This is a genomic window from Hydrogenoanaerobacterium saccharovorans (assembly GCF_003814745.1).
In the GTDB taxonomy this organism is placed as follows: domain Bacteria; phylum Bacillota; class Clostridia; order Oscillospirales; family Ruminococcaceae; genus Hydrogenoanaerobacterium; species Hydrogenoanaerobacterium saccharovorans.
Genome location: NZ_RKRD01000001.1, coordinates 259,201 through 281,761, shown reverse-complemented (window position 1 = coordinate 281,761; position 22,561 = coordinate 259,201). Strand labels below are relative to the sequence as shown.

The window sequence follows — 22,561 nt, the reverse complement described above, 5'->3', positions numbered from 1 at the left end:
GGTTTACTACTTGTCGGTTGCAGTGGCTAAATAAAGCCTTGCAGAAAAATCGGGCTGCAACCTTACCTGAGAATTGTACCCCGAGCCCATAAAAATCTGTTTGGGTCTAATCCCCGCGTTGCACAGCAAGCTACCGTATGCGGTATACTCTTCTTGCTCCGACGGAAGCACACAAACGCTGTCTCCCAAAGTACACCCCACCCCCTCAGTAATCTGGCCTGCCAAACTGCCAAAACAATGAATATCAAGATACTGCTGCCTTGCCTCCACTTGGTAGAGTGCATCTGCATCAAGCTGTGCAAAACGGAAAATCGGCTGCATGCCGTTTGGCTCAATCAAATGCATAAAATCGGCTGCAACACAGCTCTTTTTGTCATCACTGATAATCTGCCATGCTGTACCTTTGGTATTTTTACTAATGCCTTTAAGCCTTACAAAGTTGCCGAACTGCAACAGCTTTCGATGTTGTTTATACCATGCAATTTGCGCTTTTACTGCCTTGCGTTCACCCTCGGTCAGCTTAGTAGAGTCCATTTGATAACCCAAAATACCAAATGCAGCTACATCAAAGCGGCTTTCAAGCTGGCTTGTACGCCCTGTTTGATGATTCGGTACTGCCGATACGTGGCAGCACATCACACTTTGCGGATAACCATAGCTGCAGCCCGCCTGAATAAATTGGCGTTCGTAAGCATCCGTATCATCACTAATCCATATTTGCGGTACATAACACAGCATACCCAAATCAAAGCGGTTGCCGCCGGAGGAACAGCCCTCGAACAGCACTTGGGGGAAGCGCTCCATCAGTACCTGTGTTACTCGATAGAACCCCAAAATATATGAGTGTGCAAATTGCCCCTGATTCAGCAAACACGGGCTGAAATTATCGCTGATGTGGCGGTTCATATCCCATTTTACATAGCTGATATTGGCACTTTCAAGGGTGGCGGACATTTGCTCGATGATATAATCCTGCACTTCGGTACGGCACAAATCCAAAACATATTGATTGCGCCCCTTGCTTGGGGTGCAACCGGGTGTGGAAATAATCCAATCGGGATGACTTCTGTACAGGTCACTGTCTTCATTCACCATTTCAGGTTCAAACCATAAGCCAAACTTCAAACCGAGTTTTTCAATTTTATCTGAAAGACCGGAAAGCTCATCCGGCAGCTTATCACGGTTTACGTTATAATCGCCCAAGCCTGCATTGTCGCCGTTACGGTCACCAAACCATCCGTCATCCAATACAAAAAGCTCTACCCCAAGTTCCGCTGCATTTTCGGCAAGATGAAGCAGCTTATCCTCGTTAAAATCAAAATAAGTGCCTTCCCAGTTGTTGAGCAATACCGGGCGCTCTTTGTTTGCCCAATAACCGCGAACAATATGGTTGCTTACAAAATGATGCATATTTTGAGACAGGCCGTTTTTGCCCAAAGTACTGAACGACAATACCGATTCGGGTGTACTAAACGTTTCGTTGGGTGAGAGCGGCCAACAAAACTGCTGGCTTTGCAAACCGTTCATCACCCTTGTCAGCCCATGGGGGCTGACTTCAACCAAGCCCTCCCAACTGCCGGAGTAGATGAGGTTAAAACCATATATATTGCCTGAAAACTCGTTGGCCGAATCAGCACACAACGTAAAAAACGGGTTGCAACGATTGCTTGAGGCACCTGTAGTCGAACCAAATCTAAATTCACCTACGGTAAGCAAACGCTCAGTGATATGGCATTCTCTCGCCCAACTTCCTGTAAGGTTATGCAGTGTATATTGGCTGTCGGGTAAATCCAACTGCATACTCATCAGTTTTCTAATCTCGATTGGTTTATCCGCTGTATTTTTCACCTTAACCCGTCGGGTGATTACATTGGATTTTTCATAAACCGTATAGTATAACTCTGCTTCAATACCCTGTCCATCTGAAAGGGTGATAATCAAAGTTTCATTTCCGTGATAGGCTCCCGGCATCCCCTCCGGTGGTATACTCCCCTTTTCAATACGGTATCCAATGTAACGCATATCCGACGTATATCCGTTTGGTCCAAACACTTCCACCGCCTGCGCACGGTAATCACCTTTATTTACGGGTGTCCAGTCAAGGCATGTTGTATCCAACGAAAGTGGTGAAGTTTCTTTTTGATACACCACCTCAACCCCATAACTTACAGCTTGTTTGTGTTCTAGTGGCATTGGGTTTGCCATTGTAATTTGGGAACCATAATATAATTGAATCAATAGCCCATTATTTTGCCGTATAATATAGGATGTATTGTCTGTTTCAAGGATAAAACAGTTTTCTCTAAAAGTAATCATGTGGTCTCCACCGCCTCTAGTTAATATTTTTACTTAAATCCTCCAGTTTCATATCATGATAGCTACACATTTAAAAAAGGTCAATGGACAAATCACCCTACCTACTGTGCAAATTCATTCTTGACATATGCTCATAATAATTTTATAATGGTCATATGTCAATAATAAGTTAGCTTTTATCCGCTAGACGAAAGGATTGGTACTATTAATGAAAATTGCAGTCACTTATGAAAACGGCGAGGTTTTTCAACATTTTGGGCATACCGAACAGTTTAAGATTTACGAAACAAACGGCGGCGAAATTATTTCATCCGAAGTTATATCCACCAACGGCAGCGGGCACAGTGCTCTCGCTGAATTTTTAAAAGCAAAAAATGTTTCTGTTCTGATCTGCGGGGGAATTGGCGCAGGGGCAAAAACCGCACTTTCCGAAGCAAATATTAAGCTTTATGGCGGCGTTGCGGGCAATGCCGATGCAAAAGTAAAAGATTTTTTATGCGGAACGCTTTGTTATAACCCCAATACAGAATGCAATCACCACGAGCACCATGGCGACGATTGCGAAAACCACGACCACAACTGCGGTCATCATTGCGGTACCACCAAATAAAACGGAAACGAAGATTTGGTACCGTTTTTCTTTTTTAAAAATTAGTTAACAATACACCTAAACTAAAAAAGGAACGAGACAAATTGTCTCGTTCCTTTTTTACTATTATAAAATAGCTCAAAACCATTTTTTTCGTTTGAAAAACGCAATACAAAATACCAAAACAGCAATGCTTAGTATAATAACATAAGGATAGCCGTAATTCCAAGAGTATTCGGGAATTTGCAAATTCATACCATACCAGCCTACAATCAGGGTTAACGGCAAAAATACAGCGGTAACTACCGTAAAAATCTTCATCAAGCTGTTTTGCTCTATATCAATTTGTGCCTGATAAGCTTCGCGTACCTGAGTAACATAATCGCGCAAGTTCAGCACATGGGCAAATAGCCGGTCAATTCTGCTGTCTAAAATACGAAAATAACGCAAATCTTCCGATGGAATCAGCCCGTTTTCGTTTTCGGTAAGCCCTTCAAAAATCTGGTTCAGCTGTTCGTAGTATTTTTTCAACCTCAAAAGTTCCCGACGAAAAGCAATAATCTCTCTGGAGCATTCACGTTTGGATGCTGTGAGCAAATCGTCTTCCGTTTCGGTAATGCGTTCTTCCAATGCCTCCAAATGGTCGATGTCGTTTTTAATAAGTTCCAAAAAAAACGTATACAGTATTCTTTCGTTTGTTGGTTGCTCTTCACTAACCAATTTGCCGACATGTTGCAGGCATCTTTCTCCCTCACAAAGAAAAAAGATGTTTTCTTGCGTAAAGTATATTACTATTTGTGCCGGCTCAGCATTCTCATCCGTAATATCATACCAGTCAAACGATATTAAGTTGAGCTGAGGATAACATTCAAATTTGTTAACCTGCCCATAGCGAATGTTGCTAACTAACCGCGTACCGATATACTCTGACAGTTGGTCGAGCTGATTGTTTAACAAAAGTTTAATCATAGTAATTCCTTTTCTCCATACCTGCAAAAAGTTGTACTTGGTAACTTGATTAATATTTATCGGCAGAAGATTTTTTCACCTTGTAAAACTCATTCATGCTGTTTTCGTCGATATTTTCGTCTTCCTCTTTGCTATAATCAACAATACTGTTGTTTTTTATTTTAAATTTGCTTACCAGTTGCTTAAGCACTTGCGCCTGGCTGCTTAATTCTTCGCTTGCCGCAGCGCTTTCTTCGGCAGTTGCAGAGTTGGTTTGCACTACGTTGGATATCTGCTCGACACCCTGTGTTACCTGAGTAATCGAGGTAGCCTGCTCATTCGTTGCATTCGAAATTTTATCCAGCGCATCGATTACGCCAACGGCACCGTCTACCACCAACATCAACGATTGTGCCGCGCCGTCTGCGAGCTTCTTGCCGTTTTCTACCGCTGCAATCGAGTTTTCTATCATAACAGTAGTTTCTTTCGCAGCTTCAGCACTCTTGGATGCGAGGTTGCGCACCTCATCGGCTACCACCGCAAAACCTTTCCCTGCGGCGCCCGCACGTGCTGCCTCTACCGCAGCATTGAGTGCAAGAATGTTTGTCTGGAACGCAATATCGTCGATTGTTTTGATGACCTTGCTTATTTCTCTTGACGAAGAACTGATTTCAGACATCGCCTGAATCATATCCTGCATCTTTTGGTTGCTCTGCATCATCTCGTTGGCAACCACACTTGCTTTACTGCTTGCGCTAGAAGTGTTTTCTGCATTCGCTTTTATCTGAACAGATATATTATTGATTGTGGCGGATAACTCTTCAATCGAGCTTGCCTGTTCGGTTGCACCCTGCGACAATGCCTGTGCACCATTGGATACCTGCTCGGACCCGCTTGAAACCTGTTCGGAAGAAATATTTATTTGAGACATGGTGGTGTTAAGCGATTCGATAATATTGTTCATGGATGATTTAATAGATGCAAAATCTCCGATATAATCGATATCCACCGATGCATTTAAATCGCCTTGCGCCAGTAGTTGCATCGTTTCTGATATATTTTTGATATAGACATTAATAGTATCCACGGTATGCTGAATGGTGCTCGCAAGCAAGCCCAGTTCATTTTTTGAGCTGTATTCGATCCTACTGTTTAAATTACCGTTGGCAACTTCTTTGGATGCCTTCAGCACAACCGATATAGGGGTTTCAATGCTCTTTTTAAGCATTGTCATTATTATAATAATAATGGCTGCAGAAATTACCCACACTGCCATCATTACCAAAAAAACTATCTTAGATACGCTCTGCGATTTTGTATAAAAATTTTGCGCGCTATCATGCATTGCTTCACTAAGAATATCAGTTTTCTCTGTGAGTGTTATGGTTGTAGCACTATACTCATTTTCCATTGAATTAAGTGCCTGAGCATACTTGGCAAATTTTAAGTTTTCAAGTACCAAATCAATGGAATTGGACCAAGCCAAATACGCAGTTTTGAACTCATCGAAATCTTCGTTTAATTCTGCCCGTCCACTTAAACTTTCTATAATGCCTTCAATAACTTTTTTTGAATTATTAATTTTCGTTTCTGCTATATAGGTTCCATCCAGAGATTTATAAAGCATTCCGTCTTTTAAAGTGCTGCCGACCATTGCCATTTCGCTGCGCATAAGCAAAACAGATACAAGATTGGTATGGGGTTGCTCATAAAGTGTTTGCGTTTGGTTTGCTAACGTATAGATACCATACAAAGCAGTACCCCCGATGCACATTATAAGAAAATTTATAATGACAATGACGGCTACGATTAATGTTTTAATTTTAATGTTTTTCATGATGTCGTTCCCTTCAGGATTTTAATAAAATACCCATAGCATCTTCGATTATCTTTCGTATCAATAGTACTTTACATTGTTTGTCTTACTGAACCTCATATATTCAGCAAACATATACCTAGTTCATTCGTTTTATTCATACACCTCGCTTATCATCTTTATCCAACACAAAAGCAAAATTTTGCTTTCTCAATATGGTTACACAACAATTTTATTGTACCACAATTTTACAAAACATTCTATAAATCCAGATATTTTATAGAAACATTTCATCGCCATTCGGCAAACTTCTTGTGGAAACTAGACTATAAAAAATGTTGCCAACTTTTTTATAAGATATTGCCTCATCTTTTGGTTATAGCGGATAAGCCCCCTAAAATACAATATACAACCGGGGGTGCTGACAATGGCTTTTAAAGCAATAATACATGAACCTGAAGACGCTATTTGCAAGACCAAGCTGATGAATTCTCTAGCCCGTTTTTGGGCGGAAGCTACCGTAAAATATTTGCGGACACTTAAACTGCCGGATGACACACTGGATGCCCTGGCAGCAGATATTGAACAGAAAACAAAGAAGCATTCTGTACGGTAAGCCAAAGGGTTACTACAGCCCATCTGCCGTTTACTTTAAATTTGTGTCAATAGCAGATGGATAGCAAATGAGGTACTCATGTTCTTCCGCAGCAAGCGTAAAACCGCACAAGACATCTACATATCCGACCCAATTGATACCGACAAAGAGGGAAACTCGCTTACCTTAATGGATATTGTCGCAGATGAGGACAATATTTTGGATAACCTTGATCTTAAAATCAAAAGCGAAAAACTGCACAAATTTATTGAAACGCATTTGGATGAACGAGAAAAAACCATCGTATTAATGCGTTACGGGCTTTGCGGATATTTACCTATGACACAGCGCGAAGTTGCAAAAAAATTAGGCATTTCACGCTCGTATGTCTCACGTATCGAAAAGAAGGCACTGTGTACATTAAAAAAACAGTTTGTTCGCGAGGGCATATAGCTCACCCATCAGGATCATGTAGAAAAGAAAAACGGAACACGACGTCGTGTTCCGTTCTTCTTTGTGGGGATTGGTAATAATCAAGTTTATATCCGGATTACTTATGAATTTCGTTGGTGTAAAACTCGAATGCTTCTTTATCGGTAGCCTTTTCGTGAACAATCATGCGGATTGCTTTTGCCATCTCAACAGGATGCTCACTTTGGAAAATGTTACGGCCCATATCCAAACCGCGCGCACCGCCTTGCATGCTGCGGTAAGCCAAGGTAAGTGCCTCGTTTTCGGGGAGCTTTTTGCCGCCTGCAACAACAATCGGAACAGGGCATGCCGCTACAACCTCTTCAAAATCATCGCAGTAATAGGTTTTAATAATGTTAGCACCCAGTTCTGCAAGAATTCGGGTAGCCAGTTTAAAGAAGCGCGGAGTGCGGTCCATATCTTTACCAACTGCAACTATGCCCATAGTAGGAATGCTGTAGCGCATACCCATATCTACGGTTTTGCATAAGTTTTCAAGGCTCGATTTCTGCCCGTCTGCACCGACGAATGTCTGAACTGCCATACAGTCTGCGTTCATACGGATTGCATCCTCAATGTTGACAGCAATAACCTCATGGCTCAAATCTTCATCAATCATAGATGAGCCGCCGGTGCAACGCAGAGCAATACCTTTTTGGTTCTCGGGAGCAACACAGGTACGCAGAGCACCGCGGGTACCCATCAGTACATCCACATGATCCAACAGCGGAGGAATAACGAGATCCAGTCTCTCCAAGCCTGCGGTAGAGCCCATAAAATAACCATGGTCAAACGCAAACATAACAGTATTACCTGTTTTGGGATCGAACATGTTGGAAAGATGCTTTTTCATACCCCAATCGAGGTCTTGTGCGCCTTTTACATAGAAACCACCCTGTCTGCTAAATTCAACATTGGTGTGGTAATCTTTTGCTACTTTGAGTCCGTCTTTATCTGCCATTATAAAGGCCTCCTTTAGAGTATTAATATAACCATGTATCGCTGAAGTTCAAATTAGAACACAGCGATACATCAGTTGTTAAAATAATATACTGTTTATTTTATTAGAAATCGTAGTTATCAACGTTATCGATGGTAAATACGGTTCTTTCCGGAAGAAGAACGATGCCGGAGTCATCTGCGGTGTAAGCTTTTGGGTCCAAAATGGTGTTGGGCTCTACTTTAACGGTACCAATGTCGGGGATATCAATGCTGTCGCCCACTTTAAAGGTGTTGCCTGCTGCAACCCAGTAAGCAAGGTAAGCACCCATAGCGCCTTGAATTTTGCAATCCCACAGGCCAAACTTAGGGACGGTGCCGTCTTTGCAGAAATCTCTCATCGAGTTGGGAGAAGCAAAACCGGTAACAATCACTTTGCCGGAAAGACCGAGGTTTTTCGCAGCTTGAGCCTGACCGGGAAGTGCAGTGGAGTCGTTGCAGATGATAGCGTCGATATCCGGGTGAGCTTTGAGAATGGATTCACCTACAGATACCGCTTTTTCAGCATCCTGCTCGGAATAGTAGTTTTCAGGGGCAACATTTTGCCAGCCCGGGTATTTTAATTTAATGTAAGCCTCGCCTGCTACCTGCCAAGAGTTTTGGTCTGTAACAGTGGAGGAAGAATAGTGCCATACATATTTTGCATCTTTTTTCTGCTCATCGCTCATCTGAGAAGCAGCCATTTCAACCAGCATTTCGCCAAGCTGCTCGGGTGTACCCTGCGAAACCATCAAAGAACGCATGTCGGGCTGAACGTCAGAGTCCCAAGTCACAACTTTAACGCCTGCATCTCTGGCAGCTTTTAAAGCTTGGTTCAAACCGTCGGGAGTAACAGAAGAAATTGCAATTGCATCTGCACCCTGCTGTACAGCTGAGTTGATAACCTGCACCTGATTTGCAACAGAAGCTTCGGGGTTACCTGTGTAATCGCAGGTAAATCCAACTTTTTTAGCAAGATCCTGTGCACCAATATTAGCAGACTCGAAAAAAGCATTACCGGTAAGTTTTGGGATGAAAGCTACGGTGACGTCTTTGGCATCTTTGATATTGCCTGCAGCAGAAGAATCTGCAGAAGCTGCGCCGGACTCTGCGGGAGCAGCAGGCTCTGCACCTTTGCCGCAACCTGCAAACATAGAAACAACCAGAACCAATGCAAGAACTACTGAAAGAACTTTACGCATGGAAAAATGCCTCCTTAAATTTTGTTTTTATCAAATATGATCGGACAATCATATTATCGAAAAAATTGTGTTGTGCTTATGCCGCTGCTTTTTCTTTAGAGAATTTACGATTCAAAAAAGACGGCTTTCGAACTTGCCCCATCACACCTCTTACCGCAACCGCTACCACCAACAGCAGGCCAACAGGGATGTCGAGATATTGTGTGGGAACCTTTGCCATTTGCAAGCCGAAACGTAAAATACCAACCACAATACTGGCAATTGCTGTGCCGACCACGCCGCCTTTACCGCCTGTAATTGCAGTACCGCCCAGCACAACTGCCGTGATGACGGGCATGGTGAGCTCTTTACCCAAATCGGCGCGAGAAGAACCGAGATAGCTGGTAAGCACTACGCCCGCAACCGATGCAGACATACCCGAAAGAATATAGGTGCTCAGTGTAACCAGCTTGTGGTTGATGCCGGAATACTGCGCTGCATTTTGATTTACGCCAACCAAAAATACATATCTGCCGTAATTGGTTTTGTGCAGCAAAACATACGCAATCACTGCAAGCCCTATAAAAATGAGAAACGGGTTGGGGATACCAAAGGTTTTGCCGTTTGCAATCTGCACAAATGCATCGGGGAAACCGCCGATGCCCTCAAACGCACTGGAAACAGAGAGGCTGCCCAATACAACCGCAAGCCCTGAGTAAAGAAACATACCGCCCAGTGTAACAACCATTGCCTGTACGCGAGTATAAGCAACCAAAAAGCCGTTGAGTGCACCGCACAAACCACCAACCAAAATCGCCATTGGGATTGCTACCCAAATGTTCAGTCCGGCATCCTGCCACAACAAACCCAATACCATTGAGGTAAGCCCTACAATCGAGCCGCCGGAAATATCCATACCGCCTGTAATGATAACAAAGGTTACAAACAGCGAGATAATACAGGTAGAAACAAAATCGTTGATGCTGCCGAGCAACACATTGATTTTCAAGAATCTGGGGTTAATTGCACCGAAAACAATAATCTCAAGGGCAAGTATCAGAATCAGCGCCGTTTCCCAACGGAAAAGTATTTTCTTCAGCTTATTCATGCAACTTCCCTCTTTTCATTCAATGCTTTAGCGGAGAGACGCTCTTTGCGTGCTTTTTCCGACAAATGATGCTGCAACAAGGAGTCAGCAACAACAATAACAATCAGCAAAATGCCAGTAATGGTGTTGTCCCAGTCGGACGGGAACTTCATAAATACGAGAATACGGCTGATGGATGACATGATGATTGCACCAATGGATGCACCAAACACCGAGCCCATACCGCCCGAAAGGCTTACACCGCCGAGCACACAAGCTGCAATTGCCTTCATCTCGTATCCGTTACCTGCCATAGGGGATACAAAACCGACCTTGCTGACAAATACAAGACCTGCCAATGCAGCAAAAGTGCCGCTGAGAATAAAAGCGAGTATTCTTGTTTTTGCAACAGGGATACCAATGAGTTCCGCACCGCCGATATTGTCGCCGATTGCTGCAAAATACTTACCTTTTTTTGCTCTGGAAAGATACAGGTAAATGGCAACCACAGCGATTACGGTTGCTAAAAGGAACACATTGACAAAACCCAAAATGTTTTTTTGGGAATAAAGTTTGAATTGGTCCGGCAGGTTTTCAACCCATTTGCCTTTGGTATAAATGTAAACCGAACCGCGGATAATGCCGTTTGTACCCAACGTCATGATAATTGCGGGAACATGCAGCTTGGTAACACCCAATCCATTTATCAAACCAATCAACGCACCGATGAGCAATGTTACGGGAATCACCGCCCACAGGGTTACATCGTCACGAATCATGCTTGCAGACACCGCTGCGGTAATCCCCAGCGTACCGCCGATAGAAACATCAATATCGCTGGTTACAATTACAAACGAGATTCCTACCGCAAGCAATATGTACATTACACTGCCGTTAAAGCACAGCAACAGGTTGTCGGGTGAGAGAAAGTCGGGGTTGATAATACCTGCTGCCGCAAACAAAACCACCATAAATGCCAAAGCTGAAAATTCTCTTACCTTGGTGAGTTTTTGAATTACTTTTTTCATTCGGCTTTTACCCCCTTCTCATACACGCCGAAAGAGGCGGCCATAAGGTTATCTACGGTGATGTCGCAGCGCTCGAAAGTATGATTAATGGAGCCCTGGAACATCGTCATAACACGGTCGGAAAGCTGTACAACCTCTTCTATATCCGAAGATATTAATACAACCGCAACCCCTTGCTCTTTCAGCTGATTGATGATTTTATATACATCTCCGCGCGCACCCGCATCAATACCTCTGGTAGGCTCATCTAAGATAACCACTTTGGGTTTGGTTGCAAGTGTTTTTGCAATGACCACCTTTTGCTGGTTGCCGCCCGAAAGCGAGCCGATGAGCTGGTCGCGCCCTGTTACTTTGATTCTGAAGTCTTTAATATACTGGTCCGCCAACTCTTTTTCTGCTTTTGAATTGATGAACACCTTACTCATCTTGCGCAAAACGCCGGATGATACATTTTCTGTAACGCCTCTGATGCCGTAAATTGCATTGAGATGGCGGTCTTCCGGCACATAATTAAGCCCCTTGTCAATAATCTGCCTTGTTTTTTTACCGGTGATGTCCTCACCGTCCAGCAGAACTTTACCGCTTTTAATTTCGTCAATGCCAAAAATGCCTACCGCAAGCTCGGTACGGCCTGCACCAACTACACCTGCAATACCCAGTATTTCTCCGGGGTAAACATTCATATTAATATGGTCAAAACCGTAGCCGCAAAAATCTTGCACCTCAAGCATCGGTTTTGTTTTTGTATAATCTACACCGGCACCGATTGTGCAGGCTTGCGAGGTAATGTCTTGCGCATTGGGGGGCAGCAAGCCCTTGATTAAATCATCTTGGGTAAATTCTTTTACAGAACCCTCAATCGTAATGATGCCATCGCGCAAAATAACCACACGGGTTGCAATTTGGAAGACCTCTGTCAAACGGTGGGTGATGTAGAAAATGCAAATACCGCTCTTTTTAAGATCCTCCACAATTTTAAACAGTGATTCAATTTCGTTAAAGGTAAGTGCAGAGGTAGGCTCATCAAGAATTAATATCTGAGAGTTTCTTAATAAACCTCTCATAATTTCAACAAGCTGCTGCTCTGCAATCGAAAGGCTGTCCGCCTTTTGGTCAAGCTTCAAGTCCCAGCCAAGTTTGCGGTTCAGCTCTACCAAACGGGTATGTAAATCGCTTCGCTTTTCATCAAAGCCAAGCACAATGTTCTCTTCAACTGTCATATTAGGGAACAGCATCGGCTCTTGCGGCACGAGATAAATCCCTTTTGCCAAAGCAGCCGAAGGCGAATTTAGGTTTGCCTTTTCTCCGTTTATAAAGATTTCACCAGCATCCTGCTGATAAATACCCATAATTATCTTCATTAAAGTACTCTTGCCTGCACCGTTTCCGCCAATAATAGCCACTACATCACCGCTGTTTACATTCAGGTTAATCCCTTTTAAAACATTGTTGAGTGCAAATGACTTACAGACGCCGCGGATAGAAATCATGGGCACTTGAGAAGATTTGCTTTCGGTTGTACTCATATTCAATCCTCCGATTATACTGATGAAACATTTGTAACGCCACGAAATTTTTATCTGATATGTGCATCATAATGTATTTTTTTATATTTGTCAATAATCGAAATTTTTGTTTTCTTTACAAATCAAACCAAATAGCCCTATAAACTAGGTAAAAATTGTAATATCCCTATCTAAAAAATCTTTTTATTGTATATAATGCTTATATTTTTAAGTATATTTTTGTTGAACATATAATTTTTTAACATCATTTTTACCCGAATAAATTTAGTTGACACTTCTCTGAGATACTGCTATACTTTACTTAAACTCAAACATTTTATTTGTTGTAAAACATTTGTATGCAAAAAATTGGGTTTCTTGCAAATTTAACGCCTCGTCAATTATACTATTAAGGATAACAAACAGGAGGACTGCTACTTATGGATTATGAAGAAACCCTCATGATAAAAACAACTTGGTGCTATTACATCGAAAACATGACGCAGCAGGCTATAGCTGAACAACTTGGTATTTCCAGAATGCGCGTGATTAAGCTTTTGGAAAAAGCCCGCATGAAAAAGTTAATACAGTTTAAGATACGCTCGGATGCCGAAAACCGTATGGAGTTGGAAAAGAAATTGCTCGACCGTTATGGCTTACAGGACATCTATATCGTACCTTCTGTTTCCGATAATATTAACGAAACGGTGGCGCGCGCCGCAGCACTTTATATCGGCGACCACGTTGAAAACAAATCGTTTATCAACATCGGGTTTGGCGACACCACTTCTCGCACACTGAACAACCTCACCCTCGCCAGCGATTCTGAAATTTCTCTCGTATCGCTTACAGGCGGCGTAAGTTACTATACATCCTCTGCAAACTGCGGGGTGGCTTCGGCTACGCGGTACATAATACCCGCGCCGTTTATCGCATCAAGCGCTGAAATGGCAAGCGCAATCTGCCAAGAAAGTTCGGTAAGCGAAATTTTACGCCTTGCCAACCTAGCCAGCCTTACCGTGGTGGGAATTGGCGGCGTAACCGAACGAGCAACCGTTGTAAAAGATGGTAAGCTTACTGCAAACGACCTGCTCATTTTGCAAATGAAAGGCGCAGTGGGCGATATTCTTGGGCATTTTATTGACAAAAACGGAGAACCCATTGATTGCCCCATTCATAATCGTTTAATCAGCACCTCGCTTGAGGCATTAAAAACCTTCCAAAACGTTGTAGGCGTTGCAGGCGGTTTAGAAAAAACACAGGCAATTAACGCTGCGCTGAAAAGCGGCTGCTTGGATGTACTGATTACCGACGAAGAAACAGCCGAAAGCCTGTTGGCACTGTAATTTTTCACAGCAACCCATCGAGCAGATCGTTAAACAATAAACGGGTTTCTATCCCGTTACCACATATAAACAGGAGGCAGCGACTATGAGTAAGTATTTAATGGCGATTGATGCCGGTACCGGCAGCGTGCGCGCCGTATTGTTTGATACCCTTGGAAACCAGCTTTTTGTTTCTCAGCAGGAGTGGGAGCATAAAGAAGACCCTCTCTACCCCGGGTCGATGGATTTTGACTGGATTCGCAACTGGGAGCTTGCTTCGGGCTGTGTGCGAGATGTGATAAACGAAAGCAAAATCAACCCTTCTGAAATAGCAGGCATTGCTACCACCAGTATGCGTGAGGGTATTGTTCTCTATGACAAAAACGGCAAAGAAATTTGGGCTTGCGCAAATGTAGATGCTCGCGCGGGCAAAGAAGTCAGCGAGCTGAAGGCGATTTCAGAAAGCCTTGAAAAAGAAGTTTATCTCCCCTCGGGGCAAACCTATGCACTGGGCGCACTGCCCAGAATTTTATGGGTAAAAAACCATCTGCCTGAAGTTTACAATAATACCGCCACCGTTACCATGTTTAACGATTGGCTGATTGCAAGGCTCACCGATGTACTCACCGCAGAACCCTCCAACGGCTGCACTACCGGCATCTTTGACCTTTCAAAGCGTGCATGGCTGCCCGAAATTTCAGAAAAATGCGGGCTGAAAACAGATATTTTCCCACCTGTATTTGAAAGCGGCACTATAGTAGGTAAGGTTACCGCAGAGGTTGCGGCGCTCACAGGGCTTGCGGAGGGAACACCTGTTGTTACCGGCGGAGGAGATGCACAGCTTGGATGTGTAGGCGTTGGCGTAGTTGATAATAATGAGGCAGCTGTATTCGGCGGCAGCTTTTGGCAATATGAATTTAACACCAATGTACCTAAAACCGATGAACATTGCCGCGTAAGAGTAAATTGCCATGCAGTACCCGGTTTGTGGCAATACGAAGCACTTGCATTCTACCCCGGGCTGATTATGCGCTGGTACCGTGACGCATTTTGCCAGTTAGAAAAAGCAGAGAGCGAAAAAACAGGCAAAGACCCTTACTATTTGATGGATAAGGAAGCCGCAAAAATACCCGCGGGCAGCTACGGGATGATGTGCACCTTCTCGGATGTGATGAACTACATCTCATGGCGCCACGCAGCGCCCTCGTTTATTAACTTTGCACTCGACCCGCAAAAATTTAACCGCTATACTTTCTACCGCGCAATTATGGAAAACGCCTGTATGGTTACCAAAGGCAATATGGAGCTTGTCTATGAGGTAACCGGCAACCTGCCAAAAGAAATTGTGTTTGCCGGCGGAGCATCGAAAAGCCCAATCTGGTGCCAGATACTGGCAGATGTTTTGGGGCTTAAAGTACGTGTGCCAAAAATAAAAGAGGCAACCGCGCTTGGTGCGGCAATTGCAGCAGGCGTTGGTACCGGTATTTATTCAAGCATGCCCGAGGCAGCAAAAAAAATTGTAAAATGGGATGCAGAATATACACCCAACACTGAAAACCATGCTACATACAACAAGCTTTACGATACATGGCGCCAAGTTTACGACGCAAGCCTTTTACTTAGCGACCAAAAACTCACGAACTATATGTGGGTTGCCCCAGGCTTATAATTTTTTTATGATCAATCATCTGTAGCACAACTTTTTATCTGATTGCTTTGCCCTAGTTTTTGAATCTGCAGTGGGTAAAGTAAGTTAAAGTAATCCGTACTGCAGCGGAGATAGGATTATTTTTTATGTTTATTGTAGATGAAAAAGATAGTGAGTATCGTTTTGGCGATAATGGGCCGAAATACCTTATGAAAGGTCCTCGTATGAACTTTGCAATCGTTCAATTCACCCCGGGTAAAGATTTCCCTGCACATTACCACAATGTTATGGAAGAAAACTTCTATATCCTTGAAGGAACCGCAGAAATTACCGTTGACGGAAAAGTTTACAACCTTACCCCCGGGCAGATGATTCATATTGAACCAAAAGAAGTTCACTATGTACGCAACACTTCTGATAAAGTAATGAGAATGGTATCTACCCTTGCACCATATCAAGAAGTTGACAAGGTTGACGTTGAATAAAGAACAGATTGGCTTTTTAGGCAGATATGATTTCAGCAGTTGGGTAAGCTTTTAAAGCAATCCCGTTTCCTTTGTTTTTCTCTCCAATCGTTCTATTCCAATAAAAAAACCGATGCGATGTGCATCGGTTTTTTTCTGTTTACATTATCGTTTATTATTCTTCCATTTGTCTGCCCAAAAACATTGCTGCAGCATTAATAAGTTTAATTTCAGATTCTTCTGCCATCGTACCGGTATCACCTGCAAGGAACATGACAGAGCCGCACACATCGCCCGCAGCAATGATTGGCGCCGCTACCAACGCATAACGGTCTACACCCTCTACAGGTTGGAGTTTGCCTTGCTCTTTTGATATCATGGCATAATTTCGGCGCTGCTCCATAATTTCTTCAAGCGCAGGCGAAACGCGGCGCTCTAAAAGCTCTTTTTTCGGAATGCCCGACACCGCAATAACATGGTCGCGGTCGCATATCACAGCAGGGAACCCGCCTGCTTTGTGCAGTACTTCTGCATATTGGCTTGCAAAGTTTGATAACTCGCCAATTGGAGAGTACTTTTTAAAAATGACTTCTCCGTCATTATCTGTATAGATTTCGAGAGGGTCACCCTCGCGAATTCTCATTGTTCTTCTAATCTCTTTGGGAATTACGACACGGCCTAAGTCGTCAATTCTTCTCACGATTCCTGTGGCTTTCATATCCTTAAACCCCTTACTTATAAATAATGTACAAATTCTATGCTACATTGCTTGTAATACATGTTTGCCGTTTACGTAACGCATAAATCAAGAAAGCAAACATTTTTGTCGGTCTACCTGTGAGTAATTTCATTGGGCTTATTGCTATTATCTGCTTAATTAGAAAAAATATGCTGATATAAACAACAAAAATTCAACTGTTTTTTTGCAATACTTTTCTGCTTATGGTTACATGTTGGCAGCGTTGACAAAATAATAAAGGAAGATTATAATCTAAATTGTACCAAATGAGACAACATAAGTGAAAGGATGGTTGCATGGCTCTCACCGCAAAACAAAAAAAGATTGTAAGCTCCTGTTTTTTGTTTAAAGGGCTGGAGCTGCAACAGCTGGATACTTTTTTTAACAACCTTTCATCAGTAAGTTTTCTCACAGGTGAGCCAATTTATACCACAGAAAATTTTAAAAAATCAATCGGTATTATTACGGCAGGTACCATCAATGCCTACAAAGGCAAAGATATTGTGCTTAACACCTTTGGTGTGGGCGATTGCTTCGGCGTTGCAAGCCTATTTCATCCTACCGAGGAATATGTCGCTGTTATACAGGCAAAAATCAAGGCAGAACTTGTTTTTATTTCAGATACTCAATTGAACAGTCTGTTTCGTGAATATCCTGAAACGGCAATCAATTACATCACCTTTCTCTCTGAACGCATCCATTTTCTTAATCAAAAAATAGATAGTTTTACGGTGCCCAGTACGGCTGCTGCATTAAATTACTACCTGCTGGATAATCAGCAGAACGGTGTGGTTACTGTTGCAAACGGGTATTCACACCTTGCACGGCAGCTTCATATCGGGCGTGCATCGCTTTACCGCAGCCTGGAGCAATTAGAAAAACAGGGCATTATTAAAAGAGAAGACCGTAAAATTACAATATTAAATATCGATTCTCTTCAGACATCCTAATCTCGTTTTTCATTAAAGTAAAATACAATATCTATGCCATTAAAAAGGAGAACTATCTTATGAAAAAAATTTTAGCCATTGCAATTGCTCTGGTGTTGGTTCTATCAATTACCGCCTGCGGGCAGAAATCATCGAGCTCAGAGGCGTCCTCTGTACCTCCGTCTCAGCCTGCACCGTCTTCCGAACCGGCATCGGCTGAAAAAATTGATGTGAAAATAGCAGCACTCAAAGGCCCAACCGCAATGGGCATGGTAAAATTGATGGACGACACAGCGAATGGTAAAACCGCAAACAATTACGTGTTCACCCTTGCGGGTGCACCCGATGAACTCGTGGGCAGCATTATCAAAGGGGAATACGACATCGCTGCTGTACCAACCAACCTTTCCGCCACCTTGTATAATAAAACGCAAGGCAAGGTAAAGTTGGCTGCACTAAACACCATGGGCGTGCTGTACGTGGTTGAAAACGGAAATACTATCCAGTCTATTGCTGACCTCAAAGGCAAAACCATTTATTCAACGGGCAAAGGGGCAACCCCTGAGTTTGCTCTGAATTATGTGCTTGAGAAAAACGGGCTGAAGGTTGGCACCGACGTAACCGTAGAATACAAAACCGAGCACACCGAGCTTGCAAATATGCTTGCCGCAGGTCAGGCAGAAATTGCTCTTTTGCCCCAGCCTTTTGTCACCAGCGTTTTGATGCAGAATGAAAAAGTGCGCATCGCACTTGACCTTACCAAAGAGTGGGATACCGCAACCAAAGGTGAAAGCGGGCTCACCATGGGTTGCATTGTAGTTCAGCAAAAATTTATGGATGAACACCCGGACGCGCTAAAAGCATTTCTCGAAGAATATAAAACCTCAGCCGCTTTTATCACCGACAGTGCAAACCTTGATGCCGCCGCAGAACTGGTTGTTAAGCAAAATATTATCCCAAAATTGCCAATGGCAAAAAAGGCTATTCCGCAGTGCAGCATTGTTTATGTGGAAGGCGATGAGATGAAAAAAATTGCAAGCGGTTTTTTAAAGGTACTCTTTGACGCCAACCCTCAATCGGTAGGAGGAAAATTGCCCGATGAAAACTTCTACTACATCGCACAATAAAAAGTGGATTCAAATACTAGTAATCGCCCTTTGGTTGTTGCTGTGGCAGGGCGCGTATTACGCTGTGGGGGAAGATCTTTTGCTGGTCTCCCCCTTTTCTGCGTTGCGCAGAGTGATTGAACTTGCCGTAAGCGGTGCGTTTTGGCATATTGTTTTTGGCAGTGTGGCAAGGATTCTGCTCGGGTTTTTCTTAGGGTTGCTGCTCGGCACGGTTATTGCCGCGGCAACTGCCCGCTCGCAGGCTTTGTATGCATTCTTTTCGCTGCCGATGAGCATAATCAAAGCAACCCCCGTTGCCTCGTTTGTAATACTTGCTTTGGTGTGGATTCGCGGTGCTAATCTGTCGGTGTTCATCGCATTTTTAATGGTGCTACCGCTGATTTGGTCGAATGTTCATGAGGGCATTATGCAAATCGATGAAAAACTGCTTGAGATGGCAACTGTGTACCGCTTGCCTCGTTCGGCGATACTGAAAAACATCACCGTCCCGTCTGTACTGCCGTATTTTCTGTCTGCCGCAAAGGTTGGTTTAGGTTTTTCGTGGAAGGCGGGGATTGCAGGCGAAGTAATTGCCATCCCCGCTGCAGCGATCGGCACACAGCTGTACAATGCCAAAGTATACCTTGAAACGACCGACCTGTTTGCCTGGACGGCTGTCATTATTCTGCTTTCTGTCCTGCTTGAAAAACTGATGATACACGGCATCAACACACTGGCAAAACGTCTCAACCGCCTTGCAGAACAGGAGGTGCGCAAATGAAACTAAGCCTTCACAATGTCAGCTTCGCCTACGGCGAAAAACAAATTTTATATAATGTAAATTTGTCCCTCGCAGCAGGCGATAAAATTGCATTGATGGGTGCTTCGGGTACAGGCAAAACCACTTTGCTGCGTTTGATGGCGGGGCTGAACAAGCCCGATTCGGGTACGGTGGAGGGCATCCCCCCGCAAGGTGTTTCGATGGTGTTTCAAGAAAACCGCCTGCTGCCGCACCTTACCGTACTGGATAACCTCGCGCTTGTTGCACCCCATAAATCCACCGTAGAGTTGGTAACATTGCTTGCCGATGTAGGGCTTGGCGGTGAAGAAAAAAGTTACCCCAAAGCATTGAGCGGCGGTATGAAACGGCGTGTGGCAATTGCCCGTGCCATTGCGTTTGGCAGCCCGCTTGTTTTGCTGGATGAACCGTTTTCAGGGCTTGACGAAGGAACCCGCCGCCAAACTGCTGCGTTTTTAATACGGCACACCGCCGAAAGCATTGTTGTTGCAGTAACGCACGACCCGCAGGAGGCACAACTGCTCGGCGCACGCATCGTTACACTGGATTCTCTGCGAAAATAAGCATAAAAAAGCAACGCCGTCTTCTCATCAGACAGCGTTCCTTTTTTGGTTTTGTATTATTAGGCTTTGTCAGCCTCAAAAACAATGCCCGCACTTTTGCGCGCCTTACATAAAATATCCATCACCGTTTCGCTTTGGTTGAGCGCCTGCATTACATAGTTCCAATCATCGTTTTGTATCGCCTTTACAAATGCCGCCGCCTCATATTCCATGGGGTTGTCGCTTTGCTCAAGCGAGATATCCTGTTCATCTTCACCCACAAGCGCAAGCCCGATACAATCGCAGCGCCCTGTAGAACCGCGTACGGTAAGGTAACCTTTTTCTCCCTGAAATTCGGTGATTGTTGTGGAGTGTGTATCCTTGCTAAAGGTGATGTTGCACACTTTATCGGGGTACTTTAGCAACAGCATGCCCGAAATATCTACGCCGTACTGTTTATTATTGCAAAAACAAACTACGTCCTGAGGTGCTCCGAACAGCCCCACCGCAAGGTGAACGCCGTACACGCCAAGGTCATACAATGCCCCGCCAGAAAAGGCAGGGTCAAAAATATTGGTGCGCTCCCCCGCCTGCAACTGTGGGTAACGTGACGAAAATTGGCTGAAATCCACTTTTGCTATGTGTACAGGTGCTATTTTTTGAAGATTCTCTTTTATGCTAGTGTAATTGGGCATAGAAAGGGTAGTAATTGCTTCAAAAACAAACGCGCGTTTTTCCACAACCTTGCGCTTAATTTGTTGAAACTCTTTCATGGTAGAAACAAACGGCTTTTCGCAAATCACAGCTTTCCCTGCATCAATTGCACGGTCCATATAGCTAAAGTGCAGTGAATTGGGCGCACCGATGTATACAATCTCAACGTTTGGGTCATCCAAAAGCTGCTGATAATCATTATAAAAAACAGAGGCACCGTATGGCGCACCAAATGCCTTTGCCTTATCTATGTTGCGCGAAAATACACCGTATGGCTCTAACCCCTGCGTGACAACCGCCGCTTTTAAAAAACGTTCGGTAATCCAGCTCGTCCCAACTGTTGCTAGTTTCATGATGTCTCAACCTTTCTATTCTTTGTTGTCTCTATTTTCTAATGAGTGTGAACCCAGTTTGCAATATCATCAATTACCTTTTGCTCGACATGACCGGGTACATTGTAGTCTGTAATATCTTTTGCACCGGCTGTGGGCATAAACAAGTGGTTCAGCCCGCCATATACCCAGTAGGTTACATTCTCTTTATTTTTCAGCGCATCACGCCATGATTGAAAATCTTTGCCCACCAAGATTTGAAAATCCGCATCCCCTTGCAGTACCAACATAGGTATGGTAAGGTCGTGCACAAACAAAAGCCCTTTTGCATTGTTCAGGCTCACCCAGTACGAAGCCGGCTGTCCAAATAACTTTGCAGATTTTTTGGCATCTGCATTGGTAAGCTCTTTAATTCTTTCCAATTCTCTTTGCAATTGCTTTGTTTGTTTCAGCTTTTCACTTTCGCTACTATCACTTGCTTGTATCACAGCAAGGTTTTGGTCGAATAAAATATCCTCCATCCCGCGCAGGCTGCCCGCCAAAGAAATAATTCCGTCAACCGTTTGGTTATCGTAGGCAAGCTTTGGTGCAAGCATTCCGCCTATGCTGTGCCCTAAAAGATAAATACGGCTGTTATCCACTCTTGTATCGGTTTCTGCAAGCTCAATTGCGCCGGTCGCATCTTTCATGATTTCATCTTCAACGGTAAGTGAATTTACATGATTCTCCGCTTCTTCTGGATAGGTAAAATAACGTTTATTGAAGCGGATTGTTGCAATCCCCTGCTCAGCCAGCCCATGGGCAATATCGCGAAACGGTTTATTCGCAGCCTTGCCAACCGTTTCGTCCATGTCGGTAGAACCGCTTCCCTGCACCATAACCACAACCGGCGGCTTTTCTATCCCCTTGGGCAGCGTTAATTTTCCGCTTAGTTTGTTTGCAGTATGCCCTACCTCAACCCTGATTTCTTCAAACTTTTCGGTATTGGCAAGCGGCTGTTCAACAACCTTGCCGTACGAGAGCCATATATTCTCAATCTGTTTATGGGTGTTAAATGTAAGTTTGGCAACCACTTCTTTTGAAGTATACTCACTGGTGACGGTAACAACCGCTTTGCCGTCCTTGGGCTCTGCCTCAACCCCTTTCTGCTGTGCATAAGCGCCCGCTGTAAAGGTTACCAAGTCCCATGCTTGTTTTAAATTTTCGGCAGGCATTTTCGCGGCATAGCTCGGGCTCATCCTATCATGTACCTTGTCGTATTCACCCGCTGCCATCTCACTTACACTCTGTACTGCAATTTGCTTGATTGCCTTTTCGTTAAAACTTGCTTTACCGCCGCAAGCAGTCAAACTTATCGCCAATATCCCCACTGTTAGGGTCAGCCAAAGTCTTTGCATCGCTTACCTCCAAGGTTTTATTAAAATCTATGTCGTATCACTTTAAAAGTTT

At 43.8% G+C, this 22,561-nt stretch carries 21 protein-coding genes; 10 read left to right on the top strand and 11 right to left on the bottom strand.

Translation table 11 applies throughout. From position 1 onward, the window contains the following. Positions 1–6: 6 nt before the first annotated feature. The gene (locus EDD70_RS01275; RefSeq protein ID WP_092753783.1) at positions 7–2,316 is read right to left on the bottom strand and encodes an alpha-galactosidase; all 2,310 of its coding nucleotides are present in this window, start codon (positions 2,314–2,316) and stop codon (positions 7–9) included. Between the two features lie 208 nt (positions 2,317–2,524). Here EDD70_RS01275 and EDD70_RS01270 point away from each other — a divergent pair, with 208 nt between their 5' ends. After that, positions 2,525–2,926 carry a NifB/NifX family molybdenum-iron cluster-binding protein gene (locus EDD70_RS01270; protein ID WP_092753786.1) on the top strand — a complete coding sequence of 134 codons (402 nt, stop codon included), beginning with the start codon at positions 2,525–2,527 and terminating at the stop codon, positions 2,924–2,926. A gap of 117 nt (positions 2,927–3,043) precedes the next feature. On the opposite strand, the gene EDD70_RS01265 is transcribed toward EDD70_RS01270, so the two are convergent. Both EDD70_RS01265 and EDD70_RS01260 read right to left on the bottom strand, forming a co-directional pair. Next, positions 3,044–3,874, bottom strand: a complete 831-nt coding sequence (locus EDD70_RS01265; RefSeq protein ID WP_092753788.1) for a magnesium transporter CorA family protein — start codon at positions 3,872–3,874, stop codon at positions 3,044–3,046. A 49-nt stretch (positions 3,875–3,923) separates the two neighbouring features. Continuing rightward, positions 3,924–5,690 carry a methyl-accepting chemotaxis protein gene (locus EDD70_RS01260; RefSeq protein ID WP_123810990.1) on the bottom strand — a complete coding sequence of 589 codons (1,767 nt, stop codon included), beginning with the start codon at positions 5,688–5,690 and terminating at the stop codon, positions 3,924–3,926. 406 nt (positions 5,691–6,096) lie between these two features. On the opposite strand from EDD70_RS01260, the gene EDD70_RS01255 reads away from it, so the two are divergent. Beyond that, the gene (locus EDD70_RS01255; protein WP_092753790.1) at positions 6,097–6,285 is read left to right on the top strand and encodes a hypothetical protein; all 189 of its coding nucleotides are present in this window, start codon (positions 6,097–6,099) and stop codon (positions 6,283–6,285) included. 39 nt (positions 6,286–6,324) lie between these two features. Beyond that, positions 6,325–6,717: a sigma-70 family RNA polymerase sigma factor gene (locus EDD70_RS01250; RefSeq protein WP_279220870.1), complete on the top strand. Its 393-nt coding sequence runs from the start codon at positions 6,325–6,327 to the stop codon at positions 6,715–6,717. Positions 6,718–6,814: 97 nt separating this feature from the next. On the opposite strand, the gene lsrF is transcribed toward EDD70_RS01250, so the two are convergent. From lsrF to EDD70_RS01225, 5 genes are all read right to left on the bottom strand, one after another. Continuing rightward, a complete protein-coding gene (gene lsrF / locus EDD70_RS01245; protein WP_092753795.1) occupies positions 6,815–7,696 on the bottom strand; it encodes a 3-hydroxy-5-phosphonooxypentane-2,4-dione thiolase in 882 nt (293 codons plus the stop codon). A gap of 103 nt (positions 7,697–7,799) precedes the next feature. After that, the gene (lsrB, locus tag EDD70_RS01240) at positions 7,800–8,915 is read right to left on the bottom strand and encodes an autoinducer 2 ABC transporter substrate-binding protein LsrB (RefSeq protein WP_092753797.1); all 1,116 of its coding nucleotides are present in this window, start codon (positions 8,913–8,915) and stop codon (positions 7,800–7,802) included. A 76-nt stretch (positions 8,916–8,991) separates the two neighbouring features. Further along, positions 8,992–10,002, bottom strand: coding sequence for an ABC transporter permease (locus EDD70_RS01235; RefSeq protein WP_092753799.1), 1,011 nt, complete (start codon positions 10,000–10,002; stop codon positions 8,992–8,994). Further along, complete coding sequence (locus EDD70_RS01230; RefSeq protein WP_092753801.1) at positions 9,999–11,009, bottom strand: ABC transporter permease; 1,011 nt, start codon at positions 11,007–11,009, stop codon at positions 9,999–10,001. The genes EDD70_RS01235 and EDD70_RS01230 overlap by 4 nt, the downstream gene beginning before the upstream one ends. Further along, positions 11,006–12,535 carry a sugar ABC transporter ATP-binding protein gene (locus EDD70_RS01225; protein WP_092753803.1) on the bottom strand — a complete coding sequence of 510 codons (1,530 nt, stop codon included), beginning with the start codon at positions 12,533–12,535 and terminating at the stop codon, positions 11,006–11,008. The genes EDD70_RS01230 and EDD70_RS01225 overlap by 4 nt, the downstream gene beginning before the upstream one ends. A 419-nt stretch (positions 12,536–12,954) precedes the next feature. On the opposite strand from EDD70_RS01225, the gene EDD70_RS01220 reads away from it, so the two are divergent. The 3 genes from EDD70_RS01220 (at position 12,955) to EDD70_RS01210 (ending at position 15,972) form a co-directional block, all read left to right on the top strand. Next, entirely contained in the window at positions 12,955–13,860 is a 906-nt protein-coding gene (locus EDD70_RS01220; protein WP_205408595.1) for a sugar-binding transcriptional regulator, read from the top strand. Between the two features lie 85 nt (positions 13,861–13,945). Next, positions 13,946–15,508 (top strand): autoinducer-2 kinase, encoded by a 1,563-nt coding sequence (gene lsrK / locus EDD70_RS01215; RefSeq protein WP_092753807.1) that lies wholly within the window; start codon positions 13,946–13,948, stop codon positions 15,506–15,508. A 125-nt stretch (positions 15,509–15,633) separates the two neighbouring features. Next, a complete protein-coding gene (locus tag EDD70_RS01210) occupies positions 15,634–15,972 on the top strand; it encodes a cupin domain-containing protein (RefSeq protein WP_092753809.1) in 339 nt (112 codons plus the stop codon). A 154-nt stretch (positions 15,973–16,126) separates the two neighbouring features. Here EDD70_RS01210 and EDD70_RS01205 read toward each other — a convergent pair whose 3' ends face one another. Continuing rightward, entirely contained in the window at positions 16,127–16,669 is a 543-nt protein-coding gene (locus tag EDD70_RS01205) for a stage V sporulation T C-terminal domain-containing protein (RefSeq protein ID WP_092753811.1), read from the bottom strand. Positions 16,670–16,986: 317 nt separating this feature from the next. On the opposite strand from EDD70_RS01205, the gene EDD70_RS01200 reads away from it, so the two are divergent. From EDD70_RS01200 to EDD70_RS01185, 4 genes are read left to right on the top strand one after another with little or no spacing between them, the layout of a single operon-like run. Continuing rightward, complete coding sequence (locus EDD70_RS01200; protein WP_092753813.1) at positions 16,987–17,640, top strand: Crp/Fnr family transcriptional regulator; 654 nt, start codon at positions 16,987–16,989, stop codon at positions 17,638–17,640. A 59-nt stretch (positions 17,641–17,699) separates the two neighbouring features. Continuing rightward, on the top strand, positions 17,700–18,746 hold the full coding sequence (locus EDD70_RS01195; protein WP_092753815.1) for a PhnD/SsuA/transferrin family substrate-binding protein: 1,047 nt from the start codon (positions 17,700–17,702) through the stop codon (positions 18,744–18,746). Continuing rightward, positions 18,718–19,506 (top strand): ABC transporter permease, encoded by a 789-nt coding sequence (locus tag EDD70_RS01190; protein ID WP_092753817.1) that lies wholly within the window; start codon positions 18,718–18,720, stop codon positions 19,504–19,506. Before EDD70_RS01195 ends, EDD70_RS01190 begins: the two co-directional genes overlap by 29 nt. Next, positions 19,503–20,087 carry an ABC transporter ATP-binding protein gene (locus EDD70_RS01185; protein ID WP_092753819.1) on the top strand — a complete coding sequence of 195 codons (585 nt, stop codon included), beginning with the start codon at positions 19,503–19,505 and terminating at the stop codon, positions 20,085–20,087. Before EDD70_RS01190 ends, EDD70_RS01185 begins: the two co-directional genes overlap by 4 nt. A 59-nt stretch (positions 20,088–20,146) precedes the next feature. Here the strand turns inward: EDD70_RS01185 and EDD70_RS01180 are convergent, their stop codons facing one another. Both EDD70_RS01180 and EDD70_RS01175 read right to left on the bottom strand, forming a co-directional pair. Next, a complete protein-coding gene (locus EDD70_RS01180; protein WP_092753821.1) occupies positions 20,147–21,133 on the bottom strand; it encodes a Gfo/Idh/MocA family protein in 987 nt (328 codons plus the stop codon). A 38-nt stretch (positions 21,134–21,171) separates the two neighbouring features. After that, positions 21,172–22,509, bottom strand: coding sequence for an alpha/beta hydrolase (locus tag EDD70_RS01175; protein ID WP_092753823.1), 1,338 nt, complete (start codon positions 22,507–22,509; stop codon positions 21,172–21,174). Between the last annotated feature and the right edge of the window lie 52 nt (positions 22,510–22,561).

Excerpts from the sequence above, each read along its gene's own strand:
- EDD70_RS01230 (WP_092753801.1), bottom strand. The coding sequence starts at position 11,009 with ATGAAAAAAGTAATTCAAAAACTCACCAAGGTAAGAGAATTTTCAGCT.
- lsrB (WP_092753797.1), bottom strand. The coding sequence starts at position 8,915 with ATGCGTAAAGTTCTTTCAGTAGTTCTTGCATTGGTTCTGGTTGTTTCT.
- EDD70_RS01205 (WP_092753811.1), bottom strand. The coding sequence starts at position 16,669 with ATGAAAGCCACAGGAATCGTGAGAAGAATTGACGACTTAGGCCGTGTC.
- EDD70_RS01210 (WP_092753809.1), top strand. The coding sequence starts at position 15,634 with ATGTTTATTGTAGATGAAAAAGATAGTGAGTATCGTTTTGGCGATAAT.
- EDD70_RS01275 (WP_092753783.1), bottom strand. The coding sequence starts at position 2,316 with ATGATTACTTTTAGAGAAAACTGTTTTATCCTTGAAACAGACAATACA.
- EDD70_RS01195 (WP_092753815.1), top strand. The coding sequence starts at position 17,700 with ATGAAAAAAATTTTAGCCATTGCAATTGCTCTGGTGTTGGTTCTATCA.
- lsrK (WP_092753807.1), top strand. The coding sequence starts at position 13,946 with ATGAGTAAGTATTTAATGGCGATTGATGCCGGTACCGGCAGCGTGCGC.
- EDD70_RS01265 (WP_092753788.1), bottom strand. The coding sequence starts at position 3,874 with ATGATTAAACTTTTGTTAAACAATCAGCTCGACCAACTGTCAGAGTAT.
- EDD70_RS01270 (WP_092753786.1), top strand. The coding sequence starts at position 2,525 with ATGAAAATTGCAGTCACTTATGAAAACGGCGAGGTTTTTCAACATTTT.
- EDD70_RS01200 (WP_092753813.1), top strand. The coding sequence starts at position 16,987 with ATGGCTCTCACCGCAAAACAAAAAAAGATTGTAAGCTCCTGTTTTTTG.
- EDD70_RS01255 (WP_092753790.1), top strand. The coding sequence starts at position 6,097 with ATGGCTTTTAAAGCAATAATACATGAACCTGAAGACGCTATTTGCAAG.
- EDD70_RS01190 (WP_092753817.1), top strand. The coding sequence starts at position 18,718 with ATGAAAACTTCTACTACATCGCACAATAAAAAGTGGATTCAAATACTA.
- EDD70_RS01180 (WP_092753821.1), bottom strand. The coding sequence starts at position 21,133 with ATGAAACTAGCAACAGTTGGGACGAGCTGGATTACCGAACGTTTTTTA.
- lsrF (WP_092753795.1), bottom strand. The coding sequence starts at position 7,696 with ATGGCAGATAAAGACGGACTCAAAGTAGCAAAAGATTACCACACCAAT.
- EDD70_RS01260 (WP_123810990.1), bottom strand. The coding sequence starts at position 5,690 with ATGAAAAACATTAAAATTAAAACATTAATCGTAGCCGTCATTGTCATT.
- EDD70_RS01235 (WP_092753799.1), bottom strand. The coding sequence starts at position 10,002 with ATGAATAAGCTGAAGAAAATACTTTTCCGTTGGGAAACGGCGCTGATT.
- EDD70_RS01225 (WP_092753803.1), bottom strand. The coding sequence starts at position 12,535 with ATGAGTACAACCGAAAGCAAATCTTCTCAAGTGCCCATGATTTCTATC.
- EDD70_RS01175 (WP_092753823.1), bottom strand. The coding sequence starts at position 22,509 with ATGCAAAGACTTTGGCTGACCCTAACAGTGGGGATATTGGCGATAAGT.
- EDD70_RS01220 (WP_205408595.1), top strand. The coding sequence starts at position 12,955 with ATGGATTATGAAGAAACCCTCATGATAAAAACAACTTGGTGCTATTAC.
- EDD70_RS01185 (WP_092753819.1), top strand. The coding sequence starts at position 19,503 with ATGAAACTAAGCCTTCACAATGTCAGCTTCGCCTACGGCGAAAAACAA.